The organism is Klenkia marina (assembly GCF_900101025.1).
In the GTDB taxonomy this organism is placed as follows: Bacteria; Actinomycetota; Actinomycetes; order Mycobacteriales; family Geodermatophilaceae; genus Klenkia; species Klenkia marina.
In genome coordinates, this window is the sequence record NZ_FMUH01000002.1 from 308,056 (window position 1) to 326,526 (window position 18,471).

An 18,471-nucleotide genomic window follows, 5' to 3' on the forward strand; every position below is an offset into this window, starting at 1 on the left:
ACCCACCACGGAACGAGGACACGTGCGCGTCACACGGCTGGTCGACCTGTCGGTGCCGGTCGACGCCGGCACGCAGGTGTTCCCCGGCGACCCGGTGTTCACCTCCCGCCCGCACGCCACCGTCGCGGCCGACGGCTTCGCGGTGCAGGCGATCAGCATGGGCTCGCAGACCGGCACCCACGTCGACGCGCCCTGCCACTTCGACCCCGACGGCGCCCGCATCGACGAGCTCGACCTGGCGCTGTTCGCCGGTCCGGGTCTGGTGCTCGACGTCCGCGGCCGGGCCCCCCGCAGCCGGCTGACCTGGGCCGACCTCGGCGAGCCCGACGTCGGGCCGGGCACCGTCGTCCTGCTGCGCACCGGCTGGTCGGCGCACTACGGCACCCCGGCCTACTTCGACCACCCGTTCCTCGACGCCGACGCCGCCCGCCGCCTGCTCGACGCCGGGGTGCGCACGATCGGCCTCGACGCGCCCAACCTCGACGTCACCCCCACCGACGACGACCCGGGCGAGGGCTACCCCGTGCACCACCTGGTCGCCGCGGCCGGCGGGGTCATCTGCGAGAACCTCACCGCGCTCGAGGCCGTCGACTTCCCCGACCCGTTCGTCTCGCTGCTGCCCCTGCGGCTCACCGGGGCCGACGGCGCCCCGGTGCGTGCCGTGGCGATCGAGCTCGCCCCGTGACCCCGCCCGACGCCCGCATCGGCGGCCGGCTGCGCGCGGCGCGGCAGGCCCGCGGCATGACGCTGGACCAGGTGGCCACCGCGGCCGAGCTGACGAAGGGCTTCCTGTCGCGGCTCGAGCGCGACGAGGTGTCGCCGTCGGTGGCCTCGCTGGTGACCGTCGCCGGCGTGCTCGGCATCGGCATGGGCGAGCTGTTCGACCCGCCGTCCACCCAGCTGGTGCGGGCCGGCACGGGCTCGCCGATCGCCTTCGGCGGGCAGCAGGTGCACGAGACCTTGCTCACCCCCGGGGGCCAGCGCGACCTGCAGGTCATCCACTCGCAGCTCGAACCGGGCGGCACCGGCGGCGCCGACCTGTACACGCTGCGCTCGGCCGTCGAGTTCGTCTACGTCCTGGCCGGGGCGCTGGACGTCGTGCTGGACGGCGAGGTCGTGGCCCTGGGCGCCGGGGACGCGCTCACCTTCCCCGGCCGCACCCCGCACACCTGGCGCAACGGCTCGGACGCCGAACCGGCCGAGGTGCTGTGGGTGCTCAGCCCCGCACCGTGATCACCCGACCGGGGTGCTCTCCCGGGCGGCGCGGCCCGACGGCTGCTTGACTGCAGGCGAAGATCACAGACCGGAGATCGGTCGAGGTGGAACCGGGGGTGGGTGTGGCGCTGTCCCTGCACGCCGCGGCCCGGTCGCACACCGGGCCCCGGCCGGACAACCAGGACTCCGGGCTGGTGTCCCCCGCGCTGGTCGCGGTCGCCGACGGCGTGGGCGGCAACGTGGGCGGCGCGGCGGCGTCGTCCCTGGTGATCAGCTGGCTGGCCCCGGTCGGGCGGGGGCTGGACCCCGAGCAGGCCGACGGCGGCCTCGGGGAGCTGGTGTCGGCGGCCAACGAGCGCATCCGCACCGCGGTCACCCACCGGCCCCGCCTCGAGGGCATGGCCACCACGCTCTGCGGCATCGGCGTGCTCGGCGACTCCGCCGTGCTCATCCACATCGGCGACTCGCGCGCCTACCGCTGGCGGGCCCCCGAGCTGGTGCAGCTGACCCGTGACCACACCCTGGTGCAGGCGCTGATCGACCAGGGGTCGATCACCCCGGAGGAGGCGCTGGTGCACCCGCAGCGCTCCGCGGTCTACGCGGCCCTGCACGGCGGGACCGACGACGTCGAGGGCCTCGAGGTGCTCTCGGTGGACATCCGCCCCGGCGACCGCCTGCTGGTCTGCTCCGACGGGCTGTCCGGCGCGCTGGCCCCGCAGACGCTGGCCGAGCTGCTGGCCGCGGCGGAGAACCCCGACCAGGCCGCCGCCACCCTGCTCGGCGCTGCGCTGTCGGCCCCGGCGTCGGACAACGTGACCGTCGTGGTGGCCGACGTCCTCGACGACATGGTCGACGGCATCCCGCCCACGCGCTTCCGCACCGTGGGGGCGGCCTCGGGGGCCCGCGACGAGACCGTCGAGGTGCTCGAGGCCCTGTGGCCGGGCCCGGCGACCGGCGCCTTCCGCCCGGTCACCGCCCCGGACTGAGCTCGCCCGCCGCCCGCCGGGACACGGCGGGCGGCGGGGGCTGGATCAGTGGCAGTGCGGCTTCCCGGACGCCGAGGGCGGCATCGACAGCGTGGGGTTGCGGTCGAAGAAGCCGGTCGGCTTGAGCTCGAACCGCACGACGTCCACCGGCATGACCGGCCAGTCCTCGACCCGCGGCACGTGGTGCAGGCCGAACACGTGCCACAGCACCACGTCGGTGGCCTCCACCGAGCGGCCGGCCTGCGTCCACTCGGGCAGCCCGGCGTCGCGCGAGCTCTGGTTGCAGAACTCGCCCGAGGGCCAGCGCTCGTCCTCGTCGAACGGGCTGACCCACACCGGGTGGGCGACCACGCCGGCCCGCTGCATGAGCGGTGACTCGGGCCCGGCCAGCGCCGGGATGGCCGCCGTCGGCACCAGCTTGTAGCTGGTCGGCGCACCCCAGGCGTTCTTCCTCGACGCCGAGGTGACGGCGAACCCGCGCTGCGAGGCCCAGTCGAGGTCGAACCCGCCCTCGGTGGTGATCGGGGCCTTCCGCGGGGTCAGCGCCATGCCGTACGGGTTGCCCGGGCCGATCGCCGGCACCTCGGTGTGCGACTGCACCACCGTGTTGTCCGGGGTGTCGACCTCCATGTCCAGCCGGGCCACGATGAAGTGCTGGTGGACCGGGGCGTAGGTGTGGTCGTCGACGACGGTGCCGTGCTCGGGCGGGGTGTCCTCGAACGCCGAGGTCACCATGATCCCGGTGGCGCGCACCTCGCACTCGATCTGGCCGTCGGGGTAGAAGCGCCAGTAGACGAGGTACTCGTAGTTGGCCACCGTGGCGTGGAAGCTCACGACCAGGCGGCGCGAGCGGCGCACCTCGGCGCCGGCGACCTCGTCGACGTGCTTCCAGAGCACGCCGTCGTCCTCCTCGTGGATGCAGACGGCGTTGGTGATCGTGTACGGCTCGCCGTGGCTGTCGTGCAGCACCGCGTCGAGGTAGGTGATCTCGCCCAGGCAGTCGCAGCCCAGCTCGAGCGAGGTGGTCATGAAGCCCAGGCCCCACTCGCCGATGTCGAAGGCGGTGCGGCGGAAATGGTCGGTGCTGGGGTCGCGGTAGGGCACGACCATCTCGGCGAAGCTCATGCGGTGGGCCACCGACCGGCCGTCGATGGACACCCGGTGCAGCACGAGGCCCTCGCGGTGGTTGAACCCGATGCGCATCGACCAGTCAAGCCAGCGCAGCTCGTTGCCCTCCATCGACAGCGAGACGCCGTCGGGCTGGGTGAGCTCGAACTTCTTCACGTCGGTGCGCTCGACCAGGCCGGGCACCAGCGACGGCAGGTACTCGCCCATCGCGCCCTGCGGGGCGGGCACCGAGAAGGTGTCCTCGATGTCGAGGAGCTCCATGGTGTTGAGGTCGACCACGTGGTGCAGCCCGTTGACCGGGTGGGCGTAGGGGTTGCCGTTCGGGGTCTCGCGCACCCAGACGTCGGTCCAGCCCACCCGGCGGTCGGCGAACTGCTGCGGGATGAGCGAGTGCCCGTAGGCCCAGGTGTCGATGAGCACGAGGTCCAGGTCGGTGATGCCGCGCTCGGCCAGCGAGGCGATGACCTGCGGGTTCTTGATCAGCTCGACGTGCGCCTCGTGCCACTCGTCGACGGTCATGTTCGGCTGCTCGCCGGGCACCGCCGTCCACTCCACGACGGCGTCGTCGGTGAGCGACACGACCGCCTTGTAGGCGGAGTTCGTCGCGCGGTCGAAGCAGGTCACCCGCGCCGCGCGCGGGTTGGGGTCGCCGGTGGTCCAGGTGCGGACGACGTCCTTGGCGGGCTCGCGCAGCTCGATCGAGGCGAACCGCCAGCCCTCGGCCACGCCCTTCTCCCGCCGCAGGATCGCCGCGGCGGCGCGGAACTCGTCGGCGGACAGCGGGTCGAGCGGGTGTGCGGTCACGGCAGGTTCCGATCTGCGAGCAGGGGGAGCGAGGGGTCGAACGGGGGGAGGGCCGAGCGGCGGCGGGCGATGGCGCTCAGCGCCTCGAGCACCACCCGGTTGGCCAGCGCGGCGGTGATGTCGGCGTGGTCGTAGGGCGGGGAGACCTCGACGACGTCGATGCCGACCACCGGCAGCTCGAGGCAGATGCGGCGCACCGAGTCCAGCAGCTCGCGGGCGGTGAGGCCGCCGGGCTCGGGGGTGCCGGTGCCCGGGGCGTGCCCGGGGTCGCAGACGTCGATGTCGACGGAGAGGAAGACGCCGTCGCAGTCGTCGGTGGCGATGGAGAAGGCCTCGGTGAGGCAGGTCTGCAGCCCGCGGTGGCCGATCTCGGTCATCTCGTACGAGCGCATGCGCTGGGCGGCCATCCAGTCCAGCGTCTCCGGCGGGGGCCAGTAGCCGCGCAGGCCGATCTGCAGGAACCGGTCGCCGCGCAGCGCGCCGGACTCGATGAGACGGCGCATCGGCTGGCCGTGGCCCCACAGCGAGCCGAACTCGATGTCGCCGGTGTCGGCGTGCGCGTCGAAGTGGATCATCGACACCCGGCCCTGCCCCAGCACGTCGGCCACCCCGCCCGCGTCGGCGAACGCGATCGAGTGGTCGCCGCCCAGCACCACCGGGATCGCCCCGGCCCGGACGACGTCGGCCACCGCCGAGCGCAGCGCGGGCAGCGCCACCTCGATGTCGCCGGAGTACATCTCGACGTCGCCGGCGTCGAGCACCCGCAGGTCGCGCAGGCCGTCGGTGCGCAGCGCCAGCGAGGGCCGGGAGCCGTCGTGCGGCAGGTAGTCGGTCATCCGGATCGCCTGCGGCCCGAACCGGGTGCCCGGGCGGTGGCTCGTGCCGCCGTCGAACGGGGCGCCCAGGATGACCACGTCGGCGACTGCCATCGTCGCCGGGTCGGTGTGGTCGCAGCGGTCGACGCCGAGGTAGGTGATGTCCGGGCCGAACTGCGGGCCGTAGCGGGCCATCGCTCCCCCTCGTGGACGACGGAAACCGTCGGTCGGATGTGCTGTGACGACGTTATCCGTTGTCGGCAGCGGCGTCGAGGTGCGCCCGCATGCCGGCGACCAGCGCCGTCAGCCCGAGCTCGAAGGCGGCGTCGGCCCGCTCCCGGCCGCGGGGGGCGGCCCGGACGGCGGCGTCCATGCGGGGCGTCGGGCTCTCCCCGCCCGCCGGGGCCGAGGGCGACCACACGTCGTCGGGGGCGGCGAGGTCCAGGGCCGAGCCCAGGGTGAAGTTGTCCACCACGCTGAGCCAGAGCACGACCTCGTCCTCGCCGAACCCGCCGCGCAGCAGCATCCCCGTGACCTGCTCGTAGGAGGCCAGCACCGTCGGGTCGGTGATGGTCTGCCCGGTGAGCATCGGGATCAGGTTGGGGTGGGCGGCGAAGGCGTCGCGGTAGCGGCGCACCCAGAGGGCCAACCCGGTGTCCCACGGCTGGTCGGCGGGGATCGCGCCGATGGCCTGGCCCATGCGGTCGCGCAGGGCCTCGAGGATCGCGTCGCGGCCGGGCAGGTGGTGGTAGATCGACGACGCGCTGCTGCCCAGCCGGGTCGCCAGTTCGCCCATCGTCAGCCGGCCGGTCTCGTCGACCAGGGCCAGGGCCGCGTCGAGGATCGCCTCGACGCTGAGCAGGCGCTTGCGGCGCCGGGGCGCGGGCGCGTTCACAGGGGACGACCCCTTGACGGTGATGGCGACCACACCTCACAGTATCCGAACGTCATTCGGTTAAGAGTGCCCAGCGTCCCCGAGAGGACCCCGTCCATGGCCACCGATCTCCCTCCTGCTCCCGCCGCCGTCGCACCCGATGCGCCCGGCCTGCGGCGCAACGCCCTCGGCACCGGCGGCATCGTCTTCCTCGTGGTCGCCGCGGCCGCACCGCTGACCGTGATGGCCGGCGTCGCACCGCTGGCCCTCCTGGTCGGCGGGATCGGTGCCCCGGCGGGGTACCTCGCCGCCGGCGTCGTGCTGACCATCTTCGCCGTCGCGTTCACCGCCATGACCAAGCACGTGGGCAGCGCGGGCGCGTTCTACTCCTACGTCACCCGCGGGCTGGGCCAGACCGCCGGCCTCGCGGCCGCCGTCCTGGCGCTGGTGTCCTACAGCGGGCTGCAGGTCGGGGTCTACGGGCTGCTGGCCCAGCAGACCCAGGCCACGCTGCTCGACGTCCTCGGCATCTCGCTGCCCTGGCCGGTGATCGCGCTGGTCGGCATCGCGATCGTCACCGCGGTCTGCTGGTTCGGCATCGAGGTCGGCGCCAAGGTGCTCGGGGTGCTGCTGGTCGCCGAGACCGCGATCCTCGCCCTCATGGCCGGCGGGGTGATCGCCGAGGGTGGCGCCGAGGGGCTCTCGGGCGGTTCGTTCGCCGTGGGCAACCTGACCGGGCCCGGCATGGCGGCCATCCTCGCGCTCTGCTTCGCGGCCTTCATGGGCTTCGAGTCCACCGCGATCTACCGCAGCGAGGCTCGCCGCCCCGAGCGCACCATCCCGCGGGCCACCTACATCGCGGTCGGCTTCATGGCGATCTTCTACTGCGTCGTCGTGTGGTCGGTCGTGCAGGCGTTCGGCGAGGCCGGGGTGCAGGGCACTGCCGCGGCGAACCTGCCGGGCCTGTTCTTCGAGGTCATCGCCACCTACGTCGGCCCGTGGGCGGCCACGCTCATGCAGCTGCTGGTCGTCAGCAGCGTGCTGGCCTCCCAGATCGCCTTCCACAACGCCGTCACCCGCTACGCCCTGGCGCTGTCCGAGGACGGCGTCCTGCCCGCCGGCGCCGGCCGCCTGCACCCGCGGCACCAGTCGCCCACCACCGCGGGCCTGGTGCAGAGCGGCATCGCCGCCCTGGCCGTCGTCGCCTTCGGCCTCGCCGGCGCCGACCCCTTCCGCGGCCTGCTGGTCTGGATCAACACCCCCGCGGTGGTGGGCGTCCTACTGCTGCAGGTGCTCACCGCCGTGTCGGTCGTCGTCTTCTTCACCCGCGCCGACCGGCCGGCCCGGCACCCGGTGGCGGTCGTCGCCGGCGTGCTCTCGGCCGTGCTGCTCGCCGTCGCCACCGCGCTGCTGGTCGACAACGTCAGCCTGCTCACCGCCACCGAGTCGTCGGCCAACTGGATCGTGGTCGGCATCGTGCCGGTGGTGCTGGTCGTCGGGGTCGTGGTGGCCCGCTGGCTGAAGGGCGCCAAGCCAGAGGTGTACGCCCGCGTCGGCCGCGGCACCGTGCCCACCGCCGAGGCGCACTCGTGAGCCCCGACCTGGTGGTGCTCGCCGGCACCGTGCACACGATGGACGGCGGCTCCTCCGCGCAGGCGGTCGCCGTGACGGACGGGGTCGTCACGGCCCTCGGCTCCGCCGCCGACGTCCCGGACTGGCGCGGCCCGCGCACCGAGGTGCTCGACCTCGGGACGGCGACCCTGCTCCCCGGCCTCACCGACGGCCACATGCACCCGGTCAGCGGCCTGCAGATGGCCGCCGGCACCGACCTGTCCGCCGTCCGCGACCTGGGCGAGCTCCGCGCGGTGCTGGCCGAGACGGCCCGCGGGCGCCGTCCCGACGAGTGGGTGCTGGCCTGGGGGCTGGACCCCAACGTGTTCGGCCGCGCCCCGGTCGCCGCCGCCGAGCTCGAGGACGCCCTGGGCGGCCGGCCCGCGCTGCTGCGGCTGTTCGACGCGCACGGCGCCCTGGCCAGCGCTGCAGCGCTGCGGATCGCCGGTGTCGACGGGCCGCGGGAGTTCGACCAGCGGGCCCGGGTGGTCTGCGACGCCGACGGCGTGCCCACCGGGCTGCTGCTCGAGTGGGCCGCCGTCGAGCTGGTCGCCCAGGTCGCCCCGGTGGCCCCCGTGGCGGCGCGGGCCGACGAGCTCCGCGAGCTGCTGCGCGGGATGGCGGCCAGCGGGCTGACCGGCGGGCACGTCATGGACTTCATCGGCGACAGCGCCGACGTGCTCGCCGCCGTCGAGGCCGACGGCGACCTGCCGCTGCGGCTGCGATTCGCCCCGTGGTGCATGCCCGGCGTGGACGACGACGGCCTGGCCGAGCTGGTGCACCTGCAGCGCACGGCGGGCCGGCGCTGGCAGGTCGGCGGGGTGAAGTTCATGGTCGACGGCACCATCGACGGCGGCACCGCCTGGCTGGACGAGCCCGACGCGTTCGGCGAGTCCACCGAGTCGTTCTGGCCCGACCCGCAGGCCTACACCCGCGCTGTGCGCCACCTCGCCGAACGGGGCATCCCGACCGCCACCCACGCGATCGGCGATGCGGCGGTGGCGCACGTCGTCCGGTCGCTGGAGGGGGTGGGCGGCGGGGCCACCCACCGGGTCGAGCACCTGGAGACCATGCCCGGCGAGCTGGTGCGCCGGTTCGCCGCCAGCGGGCTGGTCGCCAGCATGCAGCCGACCCACTGCACCCTGTACTCCCAGGCCGACCACTCGGACAACTGGTCGCACCGGCTCGGCGACGAGCGCGCCGACGGCGCCTGGCGGTGCGGCGACCTGCGCCGGGCCGGCGTCACCCTGGCCCTGGGGTCGGACTGGCCCGTCGCGCCCTACGACCCGCGGCCGGTGATGGCCGACGCCCAGCTGCGCCGTCCGGCCGGCCGCCGGGACTCGGTGCCGGTGCAGCCGGGCCAGGCGCTGACCGCGCGGCAGGCGCTCGAGGGGTACACCACCCACGCCGCGGCCGCGGCGGGGGAGTCGGGGGTGGCCGGGCGCATCGCGGTCGGCATGCGCGCCGACCTCACCGCGCTGGCGCTCGACCCGCTGACCACCCCGCCGGACGAGGCCGCCGAGAGCCCGGTGCTGCTCACCGTCGTCGGCGGCTCCCCGGTGCACCGCGCCGCGACGGTCGGCTGACCCGCCCGCCGCCCGCCGCCCGCCGCCCGTCCGCCCGACCGCCGCCCGCCGGGAGGGGCGGGTGCAACGGGTCGGGGCAACGACGGAAACCGTTGCTCTCGGGTTCCCGGACAACCGGATCCGTCGCTAGGCTGTGATGCGGAGCGCATCGTCCCCCTGATCGGAGCACCCGCCGTGACCGAGTACGCCGTCGTCGACCCCGCCACCGGCGAGACCGTGGCCAGCTACCCCACCGCCACCGACGAGCAGGTCGAGGCCGCCATCGCCGCAGCCACCGCCGCGCACCGCGGCTGGTCGCGCAGCTCGAGCGCCGCCGAGCGGGGCGCCCTGCTGCGCCGCGTCGCCGAGCTGCACCGCGAGCGCAGGGCCGAGCTGGCCGCGATCATCGTGCGCGAGATGGGCAAGACCATCACCGCCGCCGAGGGCGAGGTGGACTTCGCCGCCGACATCTACGAGTACAACGCCGACAACGCCGAGAAGGTCACCGCCGACCAGCCGATCGACCTGGCCGAGGGCTCGCAGGGCACCGCGGTGATCCGGCGGGCGTCGCTGGGCCCGTTGCTGGGCGTCATGCCGTGGAACTTCCCGTACTACCAGGTGGCCCGGTTCGCCGGCCCGAACCTGGCGGTCGGCAACACGATCATCCTCAAGCACGCCCCGCAGTGCCCCGAGTCCGCGGCCGCCATCGAGAAGATCTTCCTCGACGCCGGCTTCCCCGAGGGCGCCTACGTCAACGTCTACGCCAGCAACGACCAGGCCGCGACCATCATCGGCGACCCCCGCGTGCAGGGCGTGTCGCTCACCGGTTCCGAGCGGGCCGGCACCGCGGTCGCCGAGGTGGCCGGCAAGCACCTGAAGAAGGTGGCGCTGGAGCTGGGCGGGTCCGACCCGTTCATCCTGCTCTCCACCGACGACCTCGACGGTGCCGTGTCGGCCGCGGTCGAGGCGCGGATGGACAACAGCGGGCAGTCCTGCAACGCGGCCAAGCGGTTCGTCGTCCACGCCGACCTGTACGAGGACTTCCTCGCCGGCATCGTCGCCGCGATGACCGCCATCGAGCCCGCCGACCCGACGAAGGCCGAGACGGAGCTGGGCCCGCTGTCCTCGCTGCGCGCCGCCGAGACCCTCGACCAGCAGGTGCAGCGGGCCGTCGCCGCCGGCGCCACCCTCGTCGCGGGCGGCACGCGCGAGGGCGCGTTCTTCGAGCCCACCGTGCTCACCGACGTCACGCCGGACAACCCGGCCTACGGCGAGGAGTTCTTCGGCCCGGTCGCGGTCGTGTACTCGGTGCCCGACGAGGACGCCGCCGTCGAGCTGGCCAACGACACCGGCTTCGGGCTGGGCTCCTACGTGTTCACCACCGACCCCGAGCAGGGCGAGCGCGTGGCGAACCGCATCGAGGCCGGCATGGTCTACGTCAACCTGGTGCTCGCCGACTCGCCCGAACTGCCCTTCGGCGGCGTCAAGCGCAGTGGCACCTCGCGCGAGATGGGCCTGCTGGCCGCCGACGAGTTCGTCAACAAGAAGCTGGTCCGCATCGGCTGACGCTGGGCGACCGCTGAGGTCGAACTCGGCTGCGCCACAGCGCGGGGTCCGATGGTGGTCAGGACGCACCACCACCGGACCCCGCGCAGGAGCAGACGTGACCGACCCGCAGCACCCCCGCACCGAGCAGTTCCCCCCGGCCACCCCGCCGAGCGACCCCGCCGTCCACACCCAGGCGCAGCCGTACGCCGGCGATGCGCCGGTCGAGGAGGCCCCGCACACGCGGCGCCGCAGCGGGAAGGCGCGGGTGGCACTGGTGGCCGCTGCGGCCGTCGGGCTGGCCGCCGTCGGCGGGGGTGGCTTCGCCGTGGGGCGGGCGACCGCGCCCGACACTGCAACGTCGTCCACGACCGACCAGGAGTTCCCGGGCGGCGGTCGGTTCGGCACCCCGCCCGGCGACGGGCAGCTGGTCACCCCGCCCGACGGCGACCAGTTCGGCACCCCGCCAGGCCAGGACGGCACCACCGACGGCATCACCACCGACGGGACCACCACCGACGGCGCGACGTCCGAGCCCACCACCTGATCCCCGGCGACCGGGGTCGAGCCCTGTCGGTGGCAGCGGGAGCCAGCAGCCGGCCCCGGCGTGCGCCCCGGTGCGGGTCGCCCGGGTCGTGGAGCAGGCTCCGGGCGCGCCGCCCTTCCCAGTGCGCCCTGACGCGGGTCAGCGCGGGGTGGCCCCGGCTGCCGCGCACCCGGGGAGTGGGCGGGCGGCGATGAGTTCTGCGGCGCGGGGGCGTCAGAGTGGGGACGGGGCCGGGAGGGCCGGCCCGAGCACCCCAGGGAGCACGCCGTGCGCATGATCTTCGTGAACCTGCCCGTGACCGACATCGACGCCGCCAAGGCGTTCTACGCGGGGCTCGGGTTCGAGCAGAACCTGCAGTTCTCCGACGAGACCACCGCGTCCTTCATGGTCGCCGAGAACATCGTGGCGATGGTGATGACCCGGGAGAAGTTCACCGGGTTCCTGCCCGCCGGCGCCACCACCGGTGACCCGGCTCAGCAGGTGTCGGTGATGAACGCGCTGTCGGCGGAGAGCCGCGTCGAGTGCGACGAGCTGCTGGCCAAGGCCGTCGCCCACGGGGGCCGGCAGTTCAACGAGCCGGTCGACCACGGCTTCATGTACGGCACCAGCTTCACCGACCCCAGCGGCAACGTCTGGGAAGCCGCCTGGATGGACCCCTCAGCCCTGGAGGGGTGATCGGAGGACCCCCTCGCCCCCCGGCCCGCGCACATGCGGGCCGGGCCCCTGCGAGGGGGTCGTTCCATCACGTCACCTGCGGGCCAGCTGCCGTTCGCCATTGGGGCCGGTGGCGTAGGGCAGCTGGTAGTGGGCGAAGACGTTGGGCTCCTCGGCGGCGGCGAGCTCCCCGTCGGTGTCGATGCTCGGCGCGGCCTTGGCCAGGTCGCGGGCGTAGGTCACGCGCACCTCGCGCGGGCCGACGGTGGCGTCCTTCAGCGGGACGAACACGATGGACTTGCCGCCGATGAGCCCGCCGACCTCGACCCCGATGAACGAGGGCTCGTCGCTGACGACGTCGACGTAGATCGACTCGAGGGTGCCGATCTTGTGGCCCTCGGGGTCGACGACGTTCTCGCCGCGCCAGTCGCGGATGTTGCCAGCGGGGATCATGCGGTGTCCTCCGTGCTCGGTGGCCCCCGTCGGGAGCCGGTCGGGTCGGGGGTGCCCAGGGACGATCGTGCGCAACCGTCTCGGGCCGGGAGACTTACGCCGTCAGCTGGGCCTCGAGGGCGGCCCGCACCTCAGGTGCGGTGGGCTCGGTGCGCGGTCGGAACCGGCCCACGACCTCGCCGTCGGCCGAGACCAGCCACTTCTCGAAGTTCCACTGGACGTCCCCGGCCTCGCCCGCGGCGTCGGGCACGGCGGTGAGCGCCCGGAACAGCGGGTCGGCGTCCGGCCCGTTGACCTCGACCTTCGCCGTCATGGGGAAGGTGACGCCGTAGGTGGCCGAGCAGAACTCCTCGATCTCGGCCGCCGAGCCCGGCTCCTGGCCGGCGAACTGGTTGCACGGCACGCCGACGACGGTGAACCCGCGGTCGCCGTACTCGCGCTGCAGCTGCTCGAGCTGGGTGTACTGGGGCGTGAGCCCGCACCGGCTGGCCACGTTCACCACCAGCGCGGCGCGCCCGCCGGTCAGCTCGCCGAGGGTGGTCGGCTCGCCCTGCAGGGTGGTCACGGCCGCGGTGCGCAGATCGGTCACGCAGGTCACGAACCGGCGGCCGGCGGCGGGGATTCCCCCCACCCGGACAGGTCGTCGGGCACGTCGACCGCCTGCGCCCGCAGCATCTCCAGCGGCACGACCTCCAGCGCCCGCAGGTTGGTCGCGGCCAGCACCACCCCGGCCGGCGCCCCCGCCTCGTACGCCTGCCGCCACCGGACGGCGACCACGCACCACCGGTCGCCCGGGGTCAGCCCGCGGAAGCCGAACTCCGGCCGCGGCGTGGTGAGGTCGTTGCCCAACCCGGCCTGCAGCGCCAGGAACTCCGCCGACACGACCGCGCACACCGTGTGGCTGCCGATGTCCTCGGAGCCGGTGCAGCAGTGGCCGTCGCGGTAGAAGCCGGTGACCGGGTCGTTGCCGCACTCCTCGAGCGGCCCGCCGAGCACGTTGCGCTCGCCGGGCACGTACGGGGTCATGCCGGTCCGTCCGAGCCGGCGGGGTAGTCGGCCAGCGGGACCTCGTCGGCGGCCCAGGCGTCGAGCACCGGCTGCACGATGCGCCAGCCCTGCTCGGCCTCGACGTCGGAGATCGACAGCGTCGGGTCGCCGGCCAGCATCTCGCGCAGCAGCAGGCCGTAGGCGGGGAGCTCCTGCTCGGGCGAGGTGGCCCGCAGCACCTCGCGCTCGAGGTCGAAGGGGTCGCCGGCGCCGTTGAGGTTGATCTCCAGCGCGATGCCGTCGGGCGACAGCTGCAGCCGCAGGACGTCGGGCTCGGGCTGCTCGTCGGCGAAGGGCAGGTGCGGCACGGGCTTGAACCGCACCACGATCTCCTTGCGCTTGGTGCCCAGCGCCTTGCCCGTGCGCAGCCGGAACGGCACCCCGCTCCAGCGCCAGTTCTCGACGGTCACGGTGAACTCGGCGTAGGTCTCGGTCTGCCGCGCCGGGTCGACGCCGTCCTCGTCGGCGTAGGCCGGCAGCTCGCGGGAGCCGATGGTGCCGGCGGTGTACCGGCCCCGCACGCTGCTGGCGACCTCGGCCTGCACCGCCCGCAGCACGTCGGCCTTGCGGGCCTGCAGGGTCGCGGCGTCCAGGGCCTGCGGCGGCTCCATCGCGACGACGGCCAGCAGCTGCAGCAGGTGGTTCTGCAGCATGTCGCGCAGTGCGCCGGCCTTGTCGTAGTAGCCGGCGCGGCCCTCCAGGCCCAGGTCCTCGTCGAACACGATGTCGACGGCCTCGACGTGCTGGGCGTTCCACACCGGCTCGAAGACGCGGTTGGCGAACCGCAGGCCCAGCACGTTGAGCACGGTCTGCTTGGCCAGGAAGTGGTCGATGCGGAACACGGCCTCCTCGGGCACCAGGCCGTGCAGCACCTCGTTGAGCTCGTGGGCGTCCTCGATGCCGGTGCCGAACGGCTTCTCGACCACCACGCGGGCACCGTCGGGCAGCCCGACCTCCCGCAGCGCGGTGAGCGCGGGCAGGAAGACGGTGTTGGGCAGCGCCAGGTAGACCACGGGCACGCCGTCCACCCGCTCCAGCGCCCGCCGCAGGTCGTCGGGGCTGGTCACGTCGCCGGGCTGGTGCCCGAGCTGCGCGACCACCCGCTCGCGGGCGTCCTCGGCGAGGTCGGCGGCGTGCGCGGTCAGCCGCTGGCGCGCCCAGTCCCGGTAGGCGTCGTCGTCCCAGTCCTGCTGGCTGACGGCGAGCACCTCGACGTCGCCGTCGAGCACACCGCGCTCGTACAGCTCGGCGAGGGAGGGCAGGAGGAGCCGGCCGGTGAGGTCGCCGGACCCCCCGAGGACGACGAACGAGCGCTTCACGAGCGGCCTGCCTCTGCGCGTCGGGCCTGCGCCAGCTTCCACCCCGACGCGATGACGCCGAGGTGGCTGAACGCCTGCGGGAAGTTGCCCAGGAACGAACCGTCCCCGGGGTCGATCTCCTCGCTGAGCAGGCCCAGCGGGGTGGCGCGGGCGCACAGCGAGTCGTAGAGCGCCTCGGCCTCGTCGAGGCGGCCCTGGCCGGTCAGGTTGTCCACCAGCCAGAAGCTGCACAGCAGGAACGCGCCCTCCTGCCCGGGCAGGCCGTCGTCTGACTCGCTGTGCAGGTAGCGGTACAGCAGGCCGTCGCCGGCGTCGAGGTGCGCGCGCACCTTCTCCACGGTGGCCACCATCCTCGGGTCGTCGAAGGGGACGACGCCGCGCAGGGGCAAGGCCAGCAGCGAGCCGTCCAGCCCGCCGTCGTTCGCGGTGCCCTCCTCGGCGAGGTGCTCGGTGAAGGTGCCCCGCTCGCCGTCCCACGACCGCTCGAGGACGGCGGCCCGCATCTCCTCGGCCGCGGCCCGCCAGCGCTCGCGGGGGTGGTCCAGGCCGCAGCGCTCGGCGATGCGCAGCGCACGGTCGACCGCCACCTGGCACATGGCCACCGAGTAGGTGAACGGGCGGCCGGCGCTGCGGATCTCCCAGATGCCCTGGTCGGGGGTCCGCCACTGGTCGATGGCCTGCTCGGCCAGCGCCGACAGCGCCGTCCAGAGGTGCTCGTCGACCTGGCCGCCGTCGGTCGTCCACTGGTGGGCGACGTCCATCAGCTCGCCGTAGACGTCGTGCTGGGTCTGCCCGGCCGCGCCGTTGCCCCACCGCACCGGCGCGGAGTCGCGCCAGCCGCGCAGGCCGGGGTCCTCCCACTCCTCCGGCGGCTGGCCGCCGTCGAGGGCGTACATGATCTTCGGCCCGCCGTCGCGCTCGGCGTTGGTGAGCGTCCAGGCCAGGAACGAGTCGGCTTCGGTGGTCAGCCCGATGCGGCGCAGCGCGTACACGCTGAACGCCGCGTCGCGCACCCAGGTGTAGCGGTAGTCCCAGTTGCGCACGCCACCCACGTCCTCGGGCAGCGACGACGTGGCGGCGGCCATGATCGCGCCGGTCGCGGCGTGGTCGAGCAGCTTGAGCGTCAGCGCCGAGCGGCGGACCAGCGCCCGCTGCGGGCCCTCGTACCGGATGCGCGCGGCCCAGGCCCGCCAGGCGGCGGCGGTCTGCTGCACCAGGGTCTCCGGGTCCTGCCGGTCCTGCAGGCGGGTGTTGCCCGACCAGTGCAGCGCGACGGTGAGCGGGTCGCCGGCGCGCAGGGTGACCGTGCCGCCGAGCACGCCGTCGTCGCCGACCGTGAGCGGGTGCGAGGACCAGAGGGTGAGCCGCAGCTCGGGCCGGGTGGGCCAGTGCAGGGCCCAGCCGCCGCCCTCCTCGCGCACCTGCACGTCGTCGCGGGGGCGCAGGCGCACGGTGAGCTCGGCGGTGCCGCTGACCACGCGGGCCAGGCGCAGCAGCTCCGAGCGGCCGCCGGGCACCAGCTCGGTGAGGTCGGCGCCGGCGCGCAGGGTGAGGCAGTCGGTGACCTCGACGACGCCGTCGGGCCCGTGCAGCTCGGTGACCAGCACGCCGGTGTCGTCGAGGTAGCGCTGGTCGGCGCTCTGCAGGCCGGTGAGCTCGAGGTCGAGGGACCCGCCCCGTTCGTGGTCCAGGATCCCGGCCAGGAACGGCGGGGAGTCGAACTCGGGCAGGCACAGCCACGGGATGGATGCGTCGCGGGCGACCAGCGCGCACGTGGCGCCGTCCCCGATCAGGCCGTGGTCCTCGATGGGCAGCTGACCGCGGTCTCGAGTCAGCGGGCGGGTCGGCACAGGTGTCTCCTCGGTGTCGGCTCGTCGTCCTGCCTCCCCTGCCCGATCGACCGGCGCCCGAACCCCGGGATCTGGCAGGGTGCGGGGGGTGATGCTGTGGTCGCCGACACCGGAATCCATCGCCGCCTCCCAGCTGGGGCGGTTCGCTGCCTGGGCCGCCGACCGCCGCGGCATCCCGCTGCGCGGCTACGACGAGATCTGGGCGTGGTCGACGTCGCACCTGGACCAGTTCTGGGCCGACGTCGCCACCTGGTTCGACGTCTTCGAGGGCGAGGAGCCGGTCACCGACGACGAGGTGCTCGGGTCGCGGGCGATGCCCGGGGCCGAGTGGTTCCCGCGGCGCACGGTCAACCTGGCCCAGCTCGCGCTGCGGCACGCCACCGACGACCGGCCGGCGATCGTGTCGGTGCACGAGACCGCCGAGGGACTGAGCGATCCCGCATCGATGTCCTGGGCCGACCTGCGGGGTCAGGTGGGCGCCTTCGCCGCGACGCTGCGCCGGCTCGGGGTGCAGCGCGGCGACCGGGTGGCCGGCTACCTGCCCAACGTGCCCGAGGCGGTCGTCGCCTTCCTCGGCTGCGCCTCGATCGGCGCCGTCTGGTCGGCGTGTGCGCCGGACTTCGGCCCGCGCGCGGTGCTCGACCGGTTCGCCCAGATCGAGCCGGTGGTGCTGGTCGCCTGCGACGGCTACCGGTTCGGCGGCCGCGAGCACGACCGCCGGGACGTCGTCGCCGACCTGCGGGCCGCGCTGCCCACCGTGCGGACGACGATCGCGCTGCCCCGCCTGCACGCCGAGGTCCCCGCCGACGCGCTGCCGTGGGCCGAGGCGGTGGCCGACCTCCAGCCGCCGGTGTTCGAGGCGCTGCCCTTCGACCACCCGCTGTGGATCGTCTACTCCTCGGGCACCACGGGGCTGCCGAAGGGGATCGTGCACGGGCACGGCGGGGTGGCGATCGAGCAGCTCAAGCAGGCCGGGTTGCACATCGACATCGGGCCCGGCGACCGGTTCTCCTGGTACGCCTCGACCGCCTGGATCATGTGGAACATCGCGGCCTGCTCGCTGCTGACCGGCGCGACGCTGGTGGTGCACGACGGCGCCCCGGGCTTCCCGTCGCTCGACGCCCAGTTCGCGGTCGCCGAGCGCTGCGGCACCACCTACCTCGGTACCAGCGCCGGGTACCTGACCGCGTGCGAGAAGGCCGGGCTGCGCCCTGGTGATGCGCACGACCTGTCGGCGTTGCGGGGGATCGGGTCGACCGGGTCGCCGCTGCCGGCGTCGACGTTCGAGTGGGTGTACGCGGCGGTGAAGCCCGACGTGTTCCTCGGCTCGCTGTCCGGCGGCACCGACGTGGCCACCGGGTTCATCGGCTCGTCGCTGCTGCTGCCGGTGGTGGCCGGAGAGCTGCAGCGACCGATGCTGGGGGTCGCCGCCGCGTCGTGGGACGAGGACGGCCACCCGGTGGTGGGGGAGCTCGGCGAGCTGGTGGTCACCGAGCCGATGCCCACGATGCCGCTGCGCTTCTGGGCCGACGCCGACGGTTCGCGCTACCGGGAGGCCTACTTCGAGCCGTGGCCCGGTGTGTGGCGGCACGGCGACTGGCTGGAGATCACCCCCACCGGCAGCTGCATCATCACCGGCCGCTCGGACTCCACGCTCAACCGCGGCGGCGTGCGCATGGGGACGGCGGACCTCTACGCCGCGGTCGAGAGCATCCCCGCCATCGCCGACTGCGTGGTGCTCGGCGTCGAGCAGCGCGACGGCGGCTACTGGATGCCGCTGTTCGTGCAGCTGGCACCGGGGTTCGAGCTGACCGACGCGCTGGTGACCGAGATCCGCGAGGCGGTGAAGCGCGAGGCCAGCCCGCGGCACGTGCCCGACGAGGTGCTCGTCGTCCCCGGCGTGCCGCACACCCGCACCGGCAAGCGCCTGGAGGTCCCGCTCAAGCGCCTGTTCCAGGGCGTCCCGCCGGAGAAGGCCCTGAACCTCGGCGCGGTCGACGACGCCGAGGTCGTGCAGCACTACGTGGCGCTGGCCGCCGACCGCGGCGTCCGCTGACC

General features: G+C 74.2%; 17 protein-coding genes. 9 read left to right on the forward strand and 8 right to left on the reverse strand.

What is annotated here, in order from left to right:
- Window positions 1-22: 22 nt before the first annotated feature.
- From BLP29_RS06680 to BLP29_RS06690, 3 genes are all read left to right on the forward strand, one after another.
- On the forward strand, window positions 23-685 hold the full coding sequence (locus tag BLP29_RS06680) for a cyclase family protein (protein ID WP_092801599.1): 663 nt from the start codon (window positions 23-25) through the stop codon (window positions 683-685).
- Complete coding sequence (locus BLP29_RS06685) at window positions 682-1,233, forward strand: helix-turn-helix domain-containing protein (protein ID WP_243469746.1); 552 nt, start codon at window positions 682-684, stop codon at window positions 1,231-1,233. The genes BLP29_RS06680 and BLP29_RS06685 overlap by 4 nt, the downstream gene beginning before the upstream one ends.
- Window positions 1,234-1,331: 98 nt before the next feature.
- On the forward strand, window positions 1,332-2,201 hold the full coding sequence (locus tag BLP29_RS06690; RefSeq protein WP_165839311.1) for a PP2C family protein-serine/threonine phosphatase: 870 nt from the start codon (window positions 1,332-1,334) through the stop codon (window positions 2,199-2,201).
- Window positions 2,202-2,246: 45 nt separating this feature from the next.
- Here the strand turns inward: BLP29_RS06690 and BLP29_RS06695 are convergent, their stop codons facing one another.
- Genes BLP29_RS06695 through BLP29_RS06705 form a run of 3 tightly spaced genes read right to left on the reverse strand, consistent with a single transcriptional unit; the run spans window position 2,247 to window position 5,843 of the window.
- Entirely contained in the window at window positions 2,247-4,133 is a 1,887-nt protein-coding gene (locus BLP29_RS06695) for a primary-amine oxidase (protein WP_092801606.1), read from the reverse strand.
- Window positions 4,130-5,143, reverse strand: coding sequence for an agmatinase (speB, locus tag BLP29_RS06700; protein WP_092801609.1), 1,014 nt, complete (start codon window positions 5,141-5,143; stop codon window positions 4,130-4,132). Before speB ends, BLP29_RS06695 begins: the two co-directional genes overlap by 4 nt.
- 52 nt (window positions 5,144-5,195) lie before the next feature.
- A complete protein-coding gene (locus BLP29_RS06705; RefSeq protein ID WP_207798350.1) occupies window positions 5,196-5,843 on the reverse strand; it encodes a TetR/AcrR family transcriptional regulator in 648 nt (215 codons plus the stop codon).
- Between the two features lie 96 nt (window positions 5,844-5,939).
- On the opposite strand from BLP29_RS06705, the gene BLP29_RS06710 reads away from it, so the two are divergent.
- The 5 genes from BLP29_RS06710 (at window position 5,940) to BLP29_RS06730 (ending at window position 11,765) form a co-directional block, all read left to right on the forward strand.
- Window positions 5,940-7,415: an APC family permease gene (locus BLP29_RS06710; protein ID WP_092801613.1), complete on the forward strand. Its 1,476-nt coding sequence runs from the start codon at window positions 5,940-5,942 to the stop codon at window positions 7,413-7,415.
- Window positions 7,412-9,019 carry an amidohydrolase gene (locus tag BLP29_RS06715; protein WP_207798351.1) on the forward strand — a complete coding sequence of 536 codons (1,608 nt, stop codon included), beginning with the start codon at window positions 7,412-7,414 and terminating at the stop codon, window positions 9,017-9,019. The genes BLP29_RS06710 and BLP29_RS06715 overlap by 4 nt, the downstream gene beginning before the upstream one ends.
- A gap of 174 nt (window positions 9,020-9,193) precedes the next feature.
- Window positions 9,194-10,564 (forward strand): NAD-dependent succinate-semialdehyde dehydrogenase, encoded by a 1,371-nt coding sequence (locus tag BLP29_RS06720; protein ID WP_092801617.1) that lies wholly within the window; start codon window positions 9,194-9,196, stop codon window positions 10,562-10,564.
- 97 nt (window positions 10,565-10,661) lie between these two features.
- Window positions 10,662-11,090 carry a hypothetical protein gene (locus tag BLP29_RS06725; RefSeq protein ID WP_092801620.1) on the forward strand — a complete coding sequence of 143 codons (429 nt, stop codon included), beginning with the start codon at window positions 10,662-10,664 and terminating at the stop codon, window positions 11,088-11,090.
- Window positions 11,091-11,363: 273 nt separating this feature from the next.
- Window positions 11,364-11,765 carry a VOC family protein gene (locus BLP29_RS06730; protein WP_092803004.1) on the forward strand — a complete coding sequence of 134 codons (402 nt, stop codon included), beginning with the start codon at window positions 11,364-11,366 and terminating at the stop codon, window positions 11,763-11,765.
- A gap of 72 nt (window positions 11,766-11,837) precedes the next feature.
- On the opposite strand, the gene BLP29_RS06735 is transcribed toward BLP29_RS06730, so the two are convergent.
- The 5 genes from BLP29_RS06735 to BLP29_RS06755 all read right to left on the reverse strand — a co-directional run bounded on the left by BLP29_RS06735 (window position 11,838) and on the right by BLP29_RS06755 (window position 16,413).
- Window positions 11,838-12,197: a PRC-barrel domain-containing protein gene (locus BLP29_RS06735; protein ID WP_092801623.1), complete on the reverse strand. Its 360-nt coding sequence runs from the start codon at window positions 12,195-12,197 to the stop codon at window positions 11,838-11,840.
- Window positions 12,198-12,291: 94 nt separating this feature from the next.
- Window positions 12,292-12,786, reverse strand: a complete 495-nt coding sequence (locus BLP29_RS06740; protein WP_092803007.1) for a glutathione peroxidase — start codon at window positions 12,784-12,786, stop codon at window positions 12,292-12,294.
- A 5-nt stretch (window positions 12,787-12,791) separates the two neighbouring features.
- On the reverse strand, window positions 12,792-13,223 hold the full coding sequence (locus BLP29_RS06745; protein WP_092801626.1) for a DUF2237 family protein: 432 nt from the start codon (window positions 13,221-13,223) through the stop codon (window positions 12,792-12,794).
- Window positions 13,220-14,563 (reverse strand): glucose-6-phosphate dehydrogenase, encoded by a 1,344-nt coding sequence (locus BLP29_RS06750; protein ID WP_092801629.1) that lies wholly within the window; start codon window positions 14,561-14,563, stop codon window positions 13,220-13,222. Before BLP29_RS06750 ends, BLP29_RS06745 begins: the two co-directional genes overlap by 4 nt.
- A complete protein-coding gene (locus BLP29_RS06755) occupies window positions 14,560-16,413 on the reverse strand; it encodes a glycoside hydrolase family 15 protein (protein WP_207798353.1) in 1,854 nt (617 codons plus the stop codon). The genes BLP29_RS06750 and BLP29_RS06755 overlap by 4 nt, the downstream gene beginning before the upstream one ends.
- 91 nt (window positions 16,414-16,504) lie before the next feature.
- Between BLP29_RS06755 and BLP29_RS06760 the strand changes: the two genes are divergently transcribed.
- Entirely contained in the window at window positions 16,505-18,469 is a 1,965-nt protein-coding gene (locus BLP29_RS06760) for an acetoacetate--CoA ligase (protein WP_092803013.1), read from the forward strand.
- The last annotated feature ends 2 nt before the right edge of the window (window positions 18,470-18,471 follow it).

Bases quoted from the DNA above. Each gene is read 5' to 3' on its own strand.
- speB (WP_092801609.1), bottom strand. From the start codon at position 5,143: ATGGCCCGCTACGGCCCGCAGTTCGGCCCGGACATCACCTACCTCGGC.
- BLP29_RS06710 (WP_092801613.1), top strand. From the start codon at position 5,940: ATGGCCACCGATCTCCCTCCTGCTCCCGCCGCCGTCGCACCCGATGCG.
- BLP29_RS06730 (WP_092803004.1), top strand. From the start codon at position 11,364: ATGATCTTCGTGAACCTGCCCGTGACCGACATCGACGCCGCCAAGGCG.
- BLP29_RS06735 (WP_092801623.1), bottom strand. From the start codon at position 12,197: ATGATCCCCGCTGGCAACATCCGCGACTGGCGCGGCGAGAACGTCGTC.
- BLP29_RS06745 (WP_092801626.1), bottom strand. From the start codon at position 13,223: ATGACCCCGTACGTGCCCGGCGAGCGCAACGTGCTCGGCGGGCCGCTC.
- BLP29_RS06760 (WP_092803013.1), top strand. From the start codon at position 16,505: ATGCTGTGGTCGCCGACACCGGAATCCATCGCCGCCTCCCAGCTGGGG.